The organism is Streptomyces sp. NPDC000941, from assembly GCF_053599555.1.
The window spans coordinates 1-14,485 of sequence record NZ_JBSFMM010000265.1 but is presented as its reverse complement, the minus strand read 5'-3'; the positions used below and the strand labels follow the sequence as shown (position 1 = coordinate 14,485).

Sequence of the window (14,485 nt, the reverse complement as noted above, 5' to 3'; positions counted from 1 at the left end):
ACGTCAAATAGTAGTTTGTTTGGTTGGTGAAGGGAGTTATGGAGTGTGCTATTCCGATCCCCGGGGCGCCCGGCCCGCGCCGAGCAGGGCGCGGGCGGCGGTCGCGCGGCGGAGGTGGAGGTGGGCGTCGTGCTCCCAGGTGAAGCCGATGCCGCCGAGGATCTGGACGCAGTCCTTGGCGCAGCTGTGGGCGGCATCGAGCGCGGTGGCGGCGGCGAGCGCGGCGGTCAGGGCGAGCGGGTTCTGCTGCGCGTGTGTGGCGGGGCCGGTGTGGGTCGTGGGCTCCGCCCGGGTCGTGGGCTCGGCGCGGGCCGTGGGCGCAGCGCGGGCCATGGGCTCGGCCCGGGCCATGGGCTCGGCCCGGGTCGCGGGCGCAGCGTGGGTCGCGGGCTCGGCGCCCGTCGCGGGCTCCGCCCGGGTCGCAGGCTCGGCGCCTGTCGCAGGCGCGGCGCGGGTCGCGGGCTCGGCCCGGGTCGCGGGCTCGGCACCCGTCGCAGGCTCGGCGCGCGCCGCCGAGTCCTCACCCCGCGCCCGTTCCTCGCCCCGCGCCCGTTCCTCGCCCGCCGCGCGGGCCGCGTCCCAGGTCAGGGCGCGCGCCTGCTCGACGCGTACGAGCATGTCGGCGCACAGGTGCTTGACGGCCTGGAACTGGCCGATGGGCCGCCCGAACTGCTCGCGCGTCTTGGCGTGCGCGACCGCGGTGTCCAGGGCCCACGCCGCCGTCCCGCACGCCTCGGCCGCGAAGAGCACCGTAGCCAGGTCCCGCACCAGCCCAGGGTCCACGGCGAGCGCCCGGTCGGCGTGGACGGCCGTACGCAGGGCCCTCACCTCGGCCGTGGGGCGGGTCGGGTCGGCGCTGTCGTGGGGGCGGATCTCCAGGTCGCGGGCGTCGACGGCGAACCACGCCGTGCCGCCGTCGGCGGCCGTGGCGGCCAGGACGACGAGGTCGGCGTCGGCCGCGCCGAGCACCGGCGGCGCGCAGCCGTCCAGCACCCAGCCCCGCGCCGCGTCGCCCGGCGCCGCGGGGGCGGCGGTGAGCGACCCGGCGCCCAGGGCGACCGCGCCGATGCGCGTACCCCCGGCGAGCGCGGCGGTCAACTCGCCCTGCCCCGCCCGCGCCAGCACCGCCGAGGCCAGTACGGTCGGCAGATACGGCCCGGGGAGCACCGCCCGCCCGGTCTCCTCCAGGACGACGGCGAGGTCGAGCAGCCCGCCGCCGCCCCCTCCGTACGCCTCCGGCAGATGCGGCCCGAGCAGCCCCTGCGCGGCCAGCCCGGCCCAGTAGGCGGGCCGCCCCGAACCGCCCGCGGGGGCGTCCAGCAGCTTGCGCACCTCCTCGGGCGGCACGGCCCGAGCGGCCCACCCCCGCACCGCGCGCGCCAGTTCCCGCTGGTCTTCCGTGATGGCGATGCCCATGCATCCAATCTGACGGATAGTCAGAAATGAGGGAAGACCGGTGCCCCGAGAATTGACCCGAGGGTAAAGGTCATCCCCGGCCACCCCGACCACCCCGGCCACCCCGGCCACCCCGCCGCCGGGCCGTACGGCACGATGGCCGGGTGACCCAGCCTGCCTCCACCCCCGACGCGACCGCCGCGACCCCCGACGCCGCCGCCCTCGCCGCCTTCCAGGCCGCGAAGGGCTTCATGCCCGTGGACGAGGGCGTCGCCCTGTATGCCGCCGCCGTCGACGCGGCCACCGCGCTGCGGCTGCCACTCCTGGAGGTCGGCACGTACTGCGGCCGCTCCACGATCCTGCTGGCCGCCGCCGCCCGCGCGGCGGGCACGGTCGCGGTCACCGTCGATCACCACCGCGGCTCGGAGGAGCAGCAGCCCGGCTGGGAGTACCACGACCCGGAGGTCGTCGACCCCGAGGTCGGCCTGATGGACACCCTGCCGACCTTCCGCCGGACCCTCCACGCCGCCGGCCTCGAAGACCATGTGATCGCCGTCGTCGGCCGGTCCCCGCGGGCCGCGGCCGTATGGGGCGGGCCGGTCGGCATGGTGTTCATCGACGGCGGGCACACCGACGAGCACGCGACGGCCGACTACGAGGGCTGGACCCCGCATCTGGCCCCCGGCGGGCTCCTGGTGATCCACGACGTGTTCCCTGACCCGGCCGACGGCGGCCAGGCTCCGTACCGCATCTACCGCCGCGCGCTCGCCTCCGGCGCCTTCACCGAGCTGTCCGTGACCGGCTCGCTGCGCGTCCTGCGCCGCACGGCCGCGTAACGCGTCCCGCTGATCTCCCTCCACCCGCCCCGGCGCGGCCGCCCACCGGACCCGCCCGCGCCCGCCACTGCCGCACGACTACCATCGCCCGAGTGTCGAACGGAAGCTTTCCCCGCAGCCCCGGCCGCCGCGGCGGCACCCTGGCAGTTGTGCTGACCGCCCTGGTGCCCGCCTGTCTCGCCGGCTGGCTGATCTGGGATTCCATGGGCGACCCGAAGAGCGGCGGCGGCACCGGTTCCCTCCCGACCGCCGACAGCACCTCGATCGCCCCGCCCGTAAGCGGTGGCGGCCCATCGGGCGAGGCCACCAGACATCCGAAGGACGACTCCGGCCGGCCGCTCGCCGGCAAGGTCGTGGTCATCGACCCCGGCCACAATCCACACAACCGCGATCACCCCTCCGCGATCGCCCGCAGTGTCGACATCGGTACGGCGAAGAAGGAGTGCGACACCACGGGCACGGCCACCAACTCCGGCTACTCCGAGGCGTCCTTCACCCTCGACGTCTCACGCCGCGTGCGCACCCTGCTCCAAGACCGGGGCGCCAAGGTCGTCTTCACCCAGGACGGCGACCGGGCGTACGGGCCGTGCGTGGACGAGCGGGCGGAGATCGGCAACAAGGCGCACGCCGACGCGGCCGTCTCGGTGCACGCGGACGGCGCGGCGGCCGGGCAGCGCGGCTTCCATGTCATCCTGCCCGCCTCCGTACGCGGCGGCGGGGCCGACACCTCGGCGATCACCGGCCCGTCCCACCGCCTCGGCACGCATCTGGTCACGGAATTCAGCGAGGCGACCGGCGCGAAGCCCGCCAACTACATCGGCGGCGGCACCGGTCTGAAGGTGCGCGATGACCTCGGCGGACTCAACCTCTCGACGGTTCCGAAGGTGTTCATCGAGTGTGGCAATATGCGTGACTCGAAGGACGCCGCAGAACTGACCGACGCGGCATGGCGGGAGCGTGCCGCACGGGGGATCGCACAGGGCATTACGGACTTCTTGAACGGGTAACGCAACAACTCCCCGAACAGCAGGTCACGACCGGGACACCGATCGGACACCCCTGCTTACCGGCGGCAGATTCACCCGTACGATGGTGCACCACCCCCGACGCCTTCGCGCCACGCGCCCGGCGACTGCCGTCCGTACCGACGAAACCGACAAAGGACCTTTACGTTGAACATCCGCTCCCTCACTCGAGGCGACGGCGTGGTGATCGGAGCAGCGGTGTTGCTCTTCATCGCGTCGTTCCTCGACTTCTACTCGTACAGTTGTAGCGGTCAGTACTGCGGCGGCGATGCCCCCAGCGTCAACGGGTGGAAGTCCGACTTCTTCCCGGTGCTGCCGTCGATCTTCCTGGCGGGTGTGCTCGCTGCCGCTCTCATCGTCTCCGCGCGCTTCCAGCCCGCGGGCCGCAACCTCTTCGGGCTCTCGCTCGACCAGTGGGGCACGGCTCTCGCGGTGTTCGCCGCATGGAGCTCGCTGTGGACGATCATCGGCGGACCTGACGGGCTCGACAAGGGTGTCGGCCAGATCCTCGGCCTGATCGCCAACCTCGCGCTGGCCGCCGGCGCCCTGCTCACCCAGCGCATCCCGGCCCTGAAGCTCCCGCTGATGAGCGCCGCCGGCGCGGCCCCGTCCCCGTACGGCGCCCCCGCCCCGCAGCCCGGTTACGGCTACCCGGGCCCGGGTGGCGTGCAGCCCGGTGCCCCGGCTCCGTACGGTGCCCAGCCCGGTCAGCCCGCCCCGCCGTTCGGCGCCCAGCCGGGCCCGGGTCAGCCGACCCCGCCGCCGGCCGCCGGCTCGGACTTCGCTCCGTTCTGGTTCGCGGTGCCGGTGGCCCGCCCGCTGTACGCGGAGGACGGCTCCTCGTCGACCATCGCCGAGCTGGCGCCCGGCACCTGGTACCTCGCGGTGGAGCAGCGCGGTCAGGCGCTGGTCGCCCAGACGCAGGACGGCCGTCGTGGCGTACTGCAGGACACCACGGGGATCCAGCGCGGCTGACACCGCTCGCGCGAGCCATATGCTCGACCCGGCTCGCTGATCACCACGACAACGGCCCCTCGCCCAATCAAGGGCGAGGGGCCGTTGCCATTCCCGGGCGCCGTTGCCATTCCCGGGTCCGGCCCGTACAGTCGTCCGCCGCACCACCACCTGACACACCGTCAGCCATCATGCGATACGGGACGGAGGGACGCCATGCGGCTCGGACTGGCGCTCGGCTACTGGGGCCGCGGTCCCGACCCCCGCCATCTGGAACTCGCCCGGCAGGCCGAGCGGTTCGGCTATCACTCCGTATGGACGGCCGAGTCCTGGGGTTCGGACGTCTTCACCCCGCTCACCTGGATCGCCGCCCACACCACCCGGGTCAAGCTGGGCACGGCCATCGCGCAGATGGCCGCCCGCACCCCCACCGCCACCGCGATGCACGCCCTCACCCTCGACCACCTCTCCGGCGGCCGGATGATGCTCGGCCTCGGGCTGTCGGGGCCCCAGGTCGTCGAGGGCTGGTACGGGCGGCCGTTCCCGAAGAGCCCGCTGACCGCCACCCGCGAGTACGTGGAGGTCATCCGCCAGGTGCTGCGCCGCCAGGCCCCAGTGCGGCTGGACGGGCGCTTCCATCCGCACCCGTACGGCGGGCCGGACGCCACCGGCCTCGGCAAGCCGCTCAAGCCGATCGTCCATCCGCTCCGGCCCGACCTGCCCGTACTCCTCGGCGCGGAGGGCCCCAAGAACATCGCGCAGACGGTGCGGATCGCGGACGGCTGGCTGCCGCTGTACTGGTCGCCGGGGCGCACGGAGCTGTACGAGGCGGCGCTCGCCGACGCGCCCGAGGGGTTCATGGTGGCGCCCATGGCCCAGGCCCGGGTCTGTACGGACGTCGCCGAGGGGCTGCTGCCGGTCAAGGCGATGCTCGGCTTCTACATCGGCGGCATGGGCCACGCGGCCCGTAACTTCCACGCCGATCTGATGGGGCGCATGGGCTACGAGGCGGAGGCGCGCCGGGTCCAGGAGCTCTTTCTCGCGGGCCGCCGCGCGGAGGCGGTCCAGGCGGTGCCGGATGCCTTCGCGGACGAGATCTCGCTGGTCGGGTCGCGCGAGCGGATCGCGGAGCGGCTGGAGCTGTGGCGCAAGGGCCCGGTGACCGACCTGCTGGTGACCGCGCCCGACCCGGAGACGCTGCGGACGCTGGCCGATCTCAACAGCTGAGGCCCGCAGCGGCGCTCCACGCGGCGCCTCAAGCCACCGGCTACGCGCAGCAGTCCGAGTCCAGCCCGCGCGGCAGCCGCTCCCCGCCGAAGACCGCCATGGTCGCGTCGTCCCCGCCGAGCACCGCCACCGCAAGCAGCAGCGAGCCCGCGGTCCAGGTGGTGCGCTCCTCGGGCCAGACGGCGTCGTCCGCGAAGACGTAGCCCGTCCAGTACATCCCGTCCTCCTCCGCGCGCAGCGGGGACTGGATCCAGCGCAGTATCTCCACCGCCCGGTCGGACTCCCCCATCGCCCAGAGCGCGAGGGCGAGTTCACAGCTTTCGCCGCCGGTGATCCAGGGGTTGGTGGACAGACAGCGCACGCCGAGGCCGGGGACGACGAAGCGGTCCCAGTCCGCCTCGATGCGCTCCTTGGCCCCGGCGCCGGTGAGGGCGCCGCCGAGCACCGGGTAGTACCAGTCCATCGAGTAGTGGTCCTTGTTGAGGAACCGCTCGGGGTGGTGGCGGATGGCGTGCCCCAGCAGCCCGGCCGACAGCTCCCAGTCCGGCTGGGGCTCCTCGCGGTGCTCGGCGATGGCCAGGGCGCAGCGCAGCGCCTGGTAGACGGAGGAGGAGCCGGTGAGCAGGGCGTCGGTGAGCGCGGTGCCGTCGGCCTCGCGCCGCCAGCCGATCTGTCCGCCGGGCTGCTGCAGGCCGAGGACGAACTCGACGGCGGCGTAGACGGTCGGCCAGAAGCGGTCCAGGAAGGCGTCGTCGCCGGTGGACAGGTAGTGGTGCCAGACGCCGACGGCGACGTACGCGCAGAAGTTGGACTCCCGGCCGGGGTCGGTGGGGTGCGCGGTGTCGACCCCGCTCGCGGTGTCGGGGTAGGCGGCGCACCAGGAGCCGTCGGGGTTCTGGTGGCGGGCCAGCCACTCGTACGCGGCCTCGGCGCGCTCCCGCTCGCCCGCCGCGTCCAGCGCCATCGCGGCCTCGATGTGGTCCCAGGGGTCGAGGTGGTGGCCGCGGAACCACGGGATGGCTCCGTCGTCGCGCTGTACGGCGGCGATGCCCGCCACCGTCCGCATGGCCTGTTCCTCGGTCAACACGCCGGGCAGGACGAGGCGTTCGGTGCGGCCGGGCCCGGGGCCGAAGGCCGTCACGCCTCCCCCCGGGAACCCTGCGAGGGGGTGTGCGGCTTGGTCGCGTACGCCACGAAGCTCTTGCCGATGACCGGGTTGAGGGCGCGCTCGGCGACCCGGGTGGCCAGCGGCTTCTTCATGATGTCCCACACCAGCAGCTTGTGGTACGCCCGGACGGGCAGTGCCTTGTCGTTGTCCACCCCGAAGGCGCACTTGAGCCACCAGTAGGGGCTGTGCAGCGCATGGGCGTGGTGGCTGCCGTACGGGCGCAGGCCGGCCTCGCGCATCTTGCCGAGGAGTTCATCGGCGCGGTAGATGCGGATATGGCCGCCCTCGACCTCGTGGTACGCGTCGGACAGCGTCCAGCAGACCTTCTCAGGACCGTAGCGCGGCACGGTGACCGCGATCCGGCCGCCGGGGCGCAGCACCCGCACCATCTCGGCCAGCACGCCCTTGTCGTCGGGTATGTGCTCCATCACCTCGGAGATGATGACGACGTCGAAGCTGTCGTCGGGGAAGGGCAGGGCCAGTGCGTCGCCCTCCATGGCGGTGGCCGTCGCGCCCGCTGGGGCCTCGCCCGCCTCCTTCATGGCGGCGAACCACTTGGCGACTTCCCGTATCTCCTCGCCGTCGCGGTCGAGGGCGACGACCTGCGCCCCGCGCCGGTAACACTCGAAGGCGTGCCGGCCGGCGCCGCAGCCCAGGTCGAGGACGCGATCGCCGGGGGCGAGTGGGAAGCGGGAGAAATCGACGGTCAGCACGGTGATCTGCCTTCTGATCAGGGGGGTTCCGGCGGGTCGGCGTACGGGGCGGGACGGGCGAGACGGGACGGGGCTGAGCTGGGCTGGGCGGGGCTGGGCCGGCTGCAAGGGCCGCGCGGGGGGAAGGGTGGTCAGACGGGGCGGCGGGCGGCGCCACGAGGGGCGGGCCCAGGGCGGCGGGCTCCGGCCCGGGCCGCGATGGCCTCGCGGTAGCGCTCCACCGTGCCGATGGCGGCCCGCTCCCAGGTGAAGTGCGTCAGGACCCGCTCACGGCCCGCCGCGCCCAGCTTCCGGCGCAGCTCCGCGTCGTCCAGGAGCCGGGTGAGCGCGGCGGCGAGCGCGCCCGCGTCGCCGGGCGGCACCGCGAGGCAGGTCTCGCCGTCGGGCCCTGCGACCTCGGGGATCGCGCCGCCGGTGGTGGCGACCAGCGGGGTGCCGGTGGCCATGGCCTCGGCGGCGGGCAGCGAGAACCCCTCGTACAGCGAGGGCACACAGGCGATCTGCGCACCGCGCACCAGGTCGACGAGTTCGGCGTCGCTGATGCCCTTGACGAAGTCGACGGCGCCTTCGAGCCCGTACCGGTTCATGGCCTCGGCCACCGGGCCGGTCTCGGGGCGTTTGCCGACGACGACCAGATGCGCGTCGGGGTTCTCGGTGCGGACCTTCGCCAGCGCCTCCACGAGGTGGACCAGGCCCTTGAGCGGTACGTCGGCGCTGGAGGTGGTGACGATCCGGCCGGGCACCTCGGGCACGGCGGGGTCCGGGGAGAACAGCCCGGTGTCCGCGCCTATGTGCACCACGTGCACCCGGCCCGGGCGCACCCCGAGGTCGTCGACGATCTCCCGGCGGGAGGAGCCGGAGACCGTGAGCACGGAGGGCAGCCGCCGGGCCACCCGCTTCTGCATCCGGGTGAAGCCGTACCAGCGGCGCACCGAGGCGCGGCGCTTCCAGTCGGGCGCGGCGTCCAGCTCCAGCTGCCGGTCGACGGTGATGGGGTGGTGGATGGTGGTGACCAGCGGGAAGCCGACGCGGTCCAGGTCCAGCAGGCCGTAGCCGAGGGTCTGGTTGTCGTGGACGACGTCGAACTCGCCGCGGCGGGCGGCCAGATGGCGGCGGGCGCGCAGGCTGAAGGTCAGCGGCTCGGGGAAGCCGCCGGTCCACATCGTGGCGACCTCCAGACCGTCGATCCAGTCGCGGAACTCCTCGCGCCGGGGCGTACGGAAGGGGTCGGGCTGCCGGTAGAGGTCGAGACTGGGCAGCTCGGTGAGGGTGACGCCCTCCTGGTCGTCGAGGACCGGGTACGGCTGGGAGCCGATGACCTCCACGGTGTGGCCGAGCCGGGCGAGTTCGCGGGAGAGGTGGCGTACATAGACGCCCTGGCCCCCGCAGAACGGATTCCCCTTGTAGGTGAGCAGCGCGATCCGCAGCGGTCGGTCCGGATCCCTGTCGACGGTGGCTGGAGGCGGGTCGGGCAGCGGTTCGGTTCCGGTCTTCTGCGCGGCCTCAGCGGTCACTCGCGCCCCCTCCTAGGTGCAACTGAGCGGGAGCGTAACCGCTCGCGTTTATCTAGAACAAGTTTCACTATCGGATCGCCCGAGAAGTCTTGAAGATACCTGGTCAGGACATCGGCACCGCGGCCGGAACGGGTGATCCGCACCACTGCGGCCGCAGGTCGGGAGGTTCGGGGGGCCCGCGGCCGACCGGCCCCGATACTCGCCAGTAGGGCCGCCACCTGTCTCAACTGCGCAAACGCCGGTGTGGCGGACGAGCCACCGCGCTAATCTAGAACGAGTTTCAGTGGCTGTACCGCACCGAAGTGAGACAGATGACCGCAGAAGCCAAGCCGGCCTCCCTGCAGCTGACCGAGCGGCAGGAGGCGCGCCGTCGGCGGATCCTGCACGCCAGCGCCCGGCTGGCCAGCCGCGGCGGCTTCGACGCGGTGCAGATGCGCGAGGTCGCCGAGAACTCGGGCGTGGCCCTCGGCACTCTCTACCGCTACTTCCCCTCCAAGGTCCATCTGCTGGTGGCCACCATGCAGGACCAGCTGCAACATATGCACGAGGCGCTGCGCAAACGCCCCCCGACCGAGGAGGAGCCGACCGCCCGGGTCGCCCAGACCCTGATGCGCGCCTTCCGGGCGCTGCAGCGCGAGCCTCATCTGGCGGATGCGATGGTCCGGGCGCTGACCTTCGCCGACCGCTCGGTCAGCCCGGAGGTGGACACCGTCTCCCGGCTCACCACCGCGATCATCCTCGACGCGATGGGTCTGGACGGGCCGCCGACGCCCGAGCAGCTGTCCGCGGTGCGGGTCATCGAGCACACCTGGCACTCGGCGCTGATCACCTGGCTGTCGGGGCGCGCCTCCATCGCCCAGGTGAAAATCGACATCGAGACGGTCTGCCGGCTCATCGACCTGACCGCCCGGGACGGGGCGCGCGAGGGCGCAGACAGCGCGCGCGAGGGCAGATAAGCATGAATGAGGTCTTTTGCGCGCCTGTGCGCCCCCCGTTGGCTCAATATGCGCGTTCATGACAGGGGCAACCCCGGTATTCATCAACGATGCCCGGAACCGGGCGAACCGTACGGGGTTGGAGGGACAGCACGTGATCCGGGTACTTCTGGTGCACGACTCTCGTTTGCTGCGATCCGGTTTGGCAGCACTGATCGAAGCCGAACCGGACATCGAGGTGACGACGACATCATGGTGCGACGCGCGTAGTCGAGCGCGCGCCGTCCGACCGCACGTATGCGTGGTGGACACGGACTGTCCGGGCTCCGACGGGGCCACGAGAAAAGGGGAGTTAGCGAGGATATCCGAGGGGATATCCGGCGAGAGATCCGGCAAGGACGGCCGGTGCGAACTGCTGGTGCTGGCGGACGCGGAGCGGCCGGGGCCGCTGCGCCGGGCCCACGAGGCGCGAGCCCTCGGCTACATCGACCGGAACGCGTCGCCCGACCGGCTGCTGGACGGCATCCGGAGCGTCGCGAACAAGGAGCGTTTCATCGACGACTCCCTGGGCTACGGCTTTCTCCAGGCGGCCCAAATGCCGCTCACCGCACGCGAGTTGAGCGTGCTCTCACTGGCCGCCGAAGGCGCCTCGATCGCCGAGATCGCCCACAGCCTGCACCTGTCCAACGGGACGATACGCAACTACATGGCCGCCATCACCCGGAAGACCGGGGCGCGCAACCGCGTGGACGCCATCCGCATCTCGCGGGGCGAGGGCTGGGTCTGAAGCCCCGGCGCCCAGCAGATGCCCCGAACCTCCCGGGCTCCCCGCGCCTCCCGGGCTCCCCGCGCTCCCCCGGTCTCCCCAGTCCCGCCAGCTTCCCGCGAGGTCGCGGTAGAGCGGTGAGCGCTCCAGCAGCTCGGCGTGGCGGCCGCAGACCGTCTGCCGGCCGTCCATGACCAGCACGCGCTCGGCGCGGCGCGCCGAGCTCACGCGGTGGGCGATCACGATCAGGGTGGTGCCGGGCCGCCGCGCGAAGGCCCGCTCCGCGCGGGCCTCGGCGGCCGGGTCCAGATGGCAGGTCGCCTCGTCGAGCAGCACCACGGGGGCGGGCGAGAGATACGCGCGGGCGAGCGCGATCAGCTGGCGCTCCCCCGCGGACAGGGCGCCGGGGTCGACGTCGGCGTACGGCCCGCCGATCCGCGACAGCAGCGCGTCGAGCCCCACGGCCTCGGCGGCGGCGGCGAGTTCGGCGTCCGTACGGGCCCCGGCGCCCGTCTCCGGGCACAGATATCGGAGGTTGTCGGCGAGGGTGCCGGAGAATACGTACGCCTCCTGCGGAATCAGCACCCGCAGCGCGGCAGCCCGTACGGCGCCGGCCCCCCGTACGGGCTCCCGTACCGACCCCCGTACGGACCCCCGTACGGGCTCCCCGCACACTCGGACCTCGCCCGACCGCGGCTCCAGCAGCCCCGCGATCAGCCCCGCCAGCGTGGACTTGCCGATCCCGCTCGGCCCCACCACGGCCAGATGACCGCCCGCCGGCACATCGAGGTCCAAGCCCTCGACGACTGGGGCGGCACGGTCGCCGTACGCGAAGGTGACGGCGCGCAACTCGACGGCGGGGGAGGCGGGGCGCGCCGCCGTCCCGCCTGGAGCCGCCGACCCTGAAGCACGCTCCGGGCCCAACTCACCCCCATCGGGCGCCGTCCCGGCCAGCCGTCTGACCACCACCGCCAGCCGGGAGCCGCCCGTGCCGAGGGCCTGCATCAGGCTCTGGAGGGCGGGCAGCAGCGACTGCTGGAGGTAGGCCAGCGCGCCCACCAGCGCACCCGTCGTGACCCCTCGCCCCAGCAGCCACGGGGCGGCCACCAGCAGCAGTACGACGGGCAGCCGCCCTCCCACCCCGATGGCGATCGCCCGCACCACGCCCCACCGGGCGAGGGCGCGAGCCGCCCGGTACTCGGCGTCGATCCGGTCCCCCGCGTCCGCCCCGACCCGCTCCTCCGCCCCCGCCGCCGTGATGTCCCGCAGTCCGGAGGCGACGGCGCCCAGCGTCTCCGCGATGTTCTCGTCCGCTTCGAGGAACGCCTCCTGACGGCGGGCCATCGGGCGCAGCGTCGCCAGGAACAGCGCCGGCCCGAGGATCAGCGGCGGCAGGACGACGAGCAGCAGGACCGGGGCGAGTGAGAAGAGGCCGACCAGTGCGCCGACGGCGACGAATACGAACGAGCGGGAGACCATGACCAGACCGGCGAAGGTGTCGCGGGCGATCTCCACCTGGTGGGTGAGCCGGGAGACCGCCGTAGTGCCCCCGCCCGCACCCCCATCGTCCGTACGCCCGCCACCCGCGCCGCCCACGGCGTGTGTCACCACCCGGCGTACGAGCGCGTCGCGCAGCGGCTCGACGAGGGCGGCCATCGCGCGGTAGACGCGGCCGGTGCCGTACGCGCCGAGGGCCACGGCCAGCGCTGCGAGCCCAAGCCAGGCAAGCCCGACGCCCCGCTCCCCCGCCAGGAAGCCGTCGTCCAGGGAGCGGGCCAGCGCGTATCCGCTCAGGAAGGTCTGCCCGGACTCCAGCACCGACCACGCGGCGAGCCGCCACAGCACCCGGCGCCGCTCGCGCAGAAAGCGAATGCCCTCGGCATATGGCCCCGGTCTAGCCCCGCGCGCCGCAGTCCGGCCGCCCTTTTTGTCCGGCGCGGATTCAGCCACCCTGAACTCCCCCGTCCGGTTGCGGCGCTTCGGATCCGTTCGGCACATCCGGCGCATTCGGCCCGTCCGGGACATCCGGCGCGGCGAACACCGCCCGGTACCCGTCCAGCGCCCAGAGTTCGGCGTGCCGCCCCGCCGCTCGTACCCGCCCGTCCTCCAGCCAGACCACCAGATCCGCGCGGGCCGCCGTCGCCGCCCGGTGGGCGACGATCACCCGGGTGCGCGGCCGGGCGCCCAGGAGGCGGCCGGACAGGGCCCGGGTCACCCGCAGCTCGGTGACCGTGTCCAGGCTCGACGTGGCGTCGTCGAGGATCAGCACCCGGCCCTCATGGGCGAACGCCCGGGCCAGGCCCAGGCGTTGGGTCTCGCCACCGGACAGCGGCGCGTCCGCGACGGGTGTGTCGTACCCGTCCGGGAGCAGCCGTACGAAGTCGTCGGCGCAGGCCGCGCGCGCCGCCTCGACGATCCGGCCGGGCGGGGGCGGGGCCGGTCCCAGCGCGATGGTCCCGCCGACCGTGCCGCCGAGCAGCGCCGGGCGCTCGAAGGCGTAGCCGATCGCGCGGCGCAGCGCGCCGTGCGTGAGCTCGGGCAGCGGCACGCCGTCGAGCAGCACCTCGCCGCCGTCCGGGTCGGCGAGCCGCCCGGCGATCGCGGCCAGCGTCGACTTGCCGGACCCGGAGCGGCCGACCACGGCGACGCAGCGCCCGCCCGGCACCACCAGGTCGACCCCGCGCAGCACTTCGCGCCCGCCGCGCGCCGCCCGGACCCCGCGCAGCTCCAGCGTCCCGTCCCCCGGCGGCAGCGGGCGCGTGCCGTACGCGGTGGCGGGCTCGGCCAGGACGGGCGCGAAGCGGCGGGCGGCGGTGCGGCTGCGCACCAGGCCGTTGAGGTGGCCGACCAGCATGCCGATGCCGGTGGCCAGCACCGCGTAACGGGCCGCGGCCAGCAGAGATCCGACGCTCAGCTCCCCCGCCGTCAGCCGCAGCCCGGCCACGGCGACCACGGCGATCTGCAGCAACGGCACGATCGCGGCGGCCCACGCGGCGGAGCGCCCCTGGACCCGCCACATGCGATGCCCCTGCCGGCTGAGCTCGGGCAGCGGCGCGAGCACCCGCGCCCGCTCCCTGCCGCCCGTCCCGGCCGCCGCGATGGTCCGCGCCCCGCCCAGCGCCTCCACCAGGCGGCCCGCGATCTCGCCCTGGCTGTGCTGGTAGCGGGCGACGCTGTCGGTGGTGTCCCGGACGAACGAGCGCAGCAGAACGGCGAGCAGCGGCAGCCCGAGGAGGAAGGCGAGGGCGAGCCACGGGTCGATGAGAGCGAGCGCGACCAGCCCGCCGACCGGGGTGACGACGGCGGCCAGCGCGGAGGCGAGCGCGGTCGGCGCGGTCCCGGCCTGCGCGGCGTTGCCCACCAGCCGGGTCACCAGATCCCCGGCCGCCGTCCGCCGCCCCGCGCGCGGCCCGGCGCTCAGCGTATGGCGCAGCAGGCGGCGGCGCAGCCAGGCGATCGAGCGGGCGTTGGCGGTGCCGGTGAGGAGGGAGTCCAGTGCGTCCAGCACCACGAGCAGACAGGTGAGCCCAGCGCTGACGAGCACCCAGCGCCGGGCCTCCGCGCCGTGGGGGTCGGCGAGCAGGACGTCGAGCGTACGGCCGAGGACGGCGGGGAGCGCGAGCCCGACGGCTGCGGACGCGGTGGTGAGCCAGAAGACGGCGACGACACGCCCCGCGCTGTGCCGTAACGCGCCCCGCAACAACCGCTCGCCCGCACGGTCGGCGGGCCTGTCGTGGGTGGTGGTGGCGGCTGTGGAAGTGGTGTCCGCCGGGCTGGAAGAGGCCATGCGGGGCAGGTCCTCGTCTCCTCGCGAGTGGGATGTCGTCCGGGCAGCCGGAGCGAAGCGCCGCCCGGCGGGGCCCGGCATACCCGGCACACCAGGCGCACCCGGACCACCGGCAAACATCGTCGCCGCCGCATGCACCCCACCCGGAGCACCAGGAACACCAGG

Annotated in this window: 10 protein-coding genes and 2 pseudogenes; 6 read left to right on the top strand and 6 right to left on the bottom strand. The window is 73.9% G+C overall.

What is annotated here, in order from left to right; translation table 11 throughout:
* Positions 1 to 66: 66 nt before the first annotated feature.
* Positions 67 to 1,416, bottom strand: a pseudogene (locus ACWDSL_RS46535) (acyl-CoA dehydrogenase family protein); the annotation flags it as partial.
* Positions 1,417 to 1,646: 230 nt separating this feature from the next.
* Between ACWDSL_RS46535 and ACWDSL_RS46530 the strand changes: the two are divergent.
* The 4 genes from ACWDSL_RS46530 (at position 1,647) to ACWDSL_RS46515 (ending at position 5,437) form a co-directional block, all read left to right on the top strand.
* Positions 1,647 to 2,231, top strand: coding sequence for a class I SAM-dependent methyltransferase (locus ACWDSL_RS46530; protein WP_450494935.1), 585 nt, complete (start codon positions 1,647 to 1,649; stop codon positions 2,229 to 2,231).
* Positions 2,232 to 2,323: 92 nt separating this feature from the next.
* On the top strand, positions 2,324 to 3,238 hold the full coding sequence (locus ACWDSL_RS46525) for an N-acetylmuramoyl-L-alanine amidase (protein ID WP_450494933.1): 915 nt from the start codon (positions 2,324 to 2,326) through the stop codon (positions 3,236 to 3,238).
* 165 nt (positions 3,239 to 3,403) lie between these two features.
* Positions 3,404 to 4,231 (top strand): hypothetical protein, encoded by an 828-nt coding sequence (locus ACWDSL_RS46520; RefSeq protein WP_450494931.1) that lies wholly within the window; start codon positions 3,404 to 3,406, stop codon positions 4,229 to 4,231.
* 195 nt (positions 4,232 to 4,426) lie between these two features.
* On the top strand, positions 4,427 to 5,437 hold the full coding sequence (locus tag ACWDSL_RS46515) for an LLM class F420-dependent oxidoreductase (RefSeq protein ID WP_450494929.1): 1,011 nt from the start codon (positions 4,427 to 4,429) through the stop codon (positions 5,435 to 5,437).
* A gap of 40 nt (positions 5,438 to 5,477) precedes the next feature.
* Here the strand turns inward: ACWDSL_RS46515 and ACWDSL_RS46510 are convergent, their stop codons facing one another.
* The 3 genes from ACWDSL_RS46510 to ACWDSL_RS46500 form a co-directional block, all read right to left on the bottom strand.
* Complete coding sequence (locus tag ACWDSL_RS46510) at positions 5,478 to 6,578, bottom strand: prenyltransferase (protein WP_450494927.1); 1,101 nt, start codon at positions 6,576 to 6,578, stop codon at positions 5,478 to 5,480.
* Positions 6,575 to 7,318: a methyltransferase domain-containing protein gene (locus tag ACWDSL_RS46505; protein WP_450494925.1), complete on the bottom strand. Its 744-nt coding sequence runs from the start codon at positions 7,316 to 7,318 to the stop codon at positions 6,575 to 6,577. The genes ACWDSL_RS46510 and ACWDSL_RS46505 overlap by 4 nt, the downstream gene beginning before the upstream one ends.
* A gap of 131 nt (positions 7,319 to 7,449) precedes the next feature.
* The gene (locus tag ACWDSL_RS46500; RefSeq protein ID WP_450494923.1) at positions 7,450 to 8,832 is read right to left on the bottom strand and encodes a glycosyltransferase family 4 protein; all 1,383 of its coding nucleotides are present in this window, start codon (positions 8,830 to 8,832) and stop codon (positions 7,450 to 7,452) included.
* Positions 8,833 to 9,143: 311 nt separating this feature from the next.
* Here ACWDSL_RS46500 and ACWDSL_RS46495 point away from each other — a divergent pair, with 311 nt between their 5' ends.
* Together ACWDSL_RS46495 and ACWDSL_RS46490 are read left to right on the top strand one after the other, a co-directional pair.
* Positions 9,144 to 9,788, top strand: coding sequence for a TetR family transcriptional regulator (locus ACWDSL_RS46495; RefSeq protein ID WP_450494922.1), 645 nt, complete (start codon positions 9,144 to 9,146; stop codon positions 9,786 to 9,788).
* Positions 9,789 to 9,846: 58 nt separating this feature from the next.
* Positions 9,847 to 10,470 (top strand): annotated as a pseudogene (locus ACWDSL_RS46490) (LuxR C-terminal-related transcriptional regulator); the annotation flags it as partial.
* On the opposite strand, the gene ACWDSL_RS46485 reads toward ACWDSL_RS46490, so the two are convergent.
* Both ACWDSL_RS46485 and ACWDSL_RS46480 read right to left on the bottom strand, forming a co-directional pair.
* The gene (locus ACWDSL_RS46485; RefSeq protein ID WP_450494921.1) at positions 10,396 to 12,531 is read right to left on the bottom strand and encodes an ATP-binding cassette domain-containing protein; all 2,136 of its coding nucleotides are present in this window, start codon (positions 12,529 to 12,531) and stop codon (positions 10,396 to 10,398) included. The pseudogene ACWDSL_RS46490 and the gene ACWDSL_RS46485 sit on opposite strands and share 75 nt — an antisense overlap.
* The gene (locus ACWDSL_RS46480; RefSeq protein ID WP_450494919.1) at positions 12,476 to 14,320 is read right to left on the bottom strand and encodes an ABC transporter ATP-binding protein; all 1,845 of its coding nucleotides are present in this window, start codon (positions 14,318 to 14,320) and stop codon (positions 12,476 to 12,478) included. Before ACWDSL_RS46480 ends, ACWDSL_RS46485 begins: the two co-directional genes overlap by 56 nt.
* Positions 14,321 to 14,485: the final 165 nt, after the last annotated feature.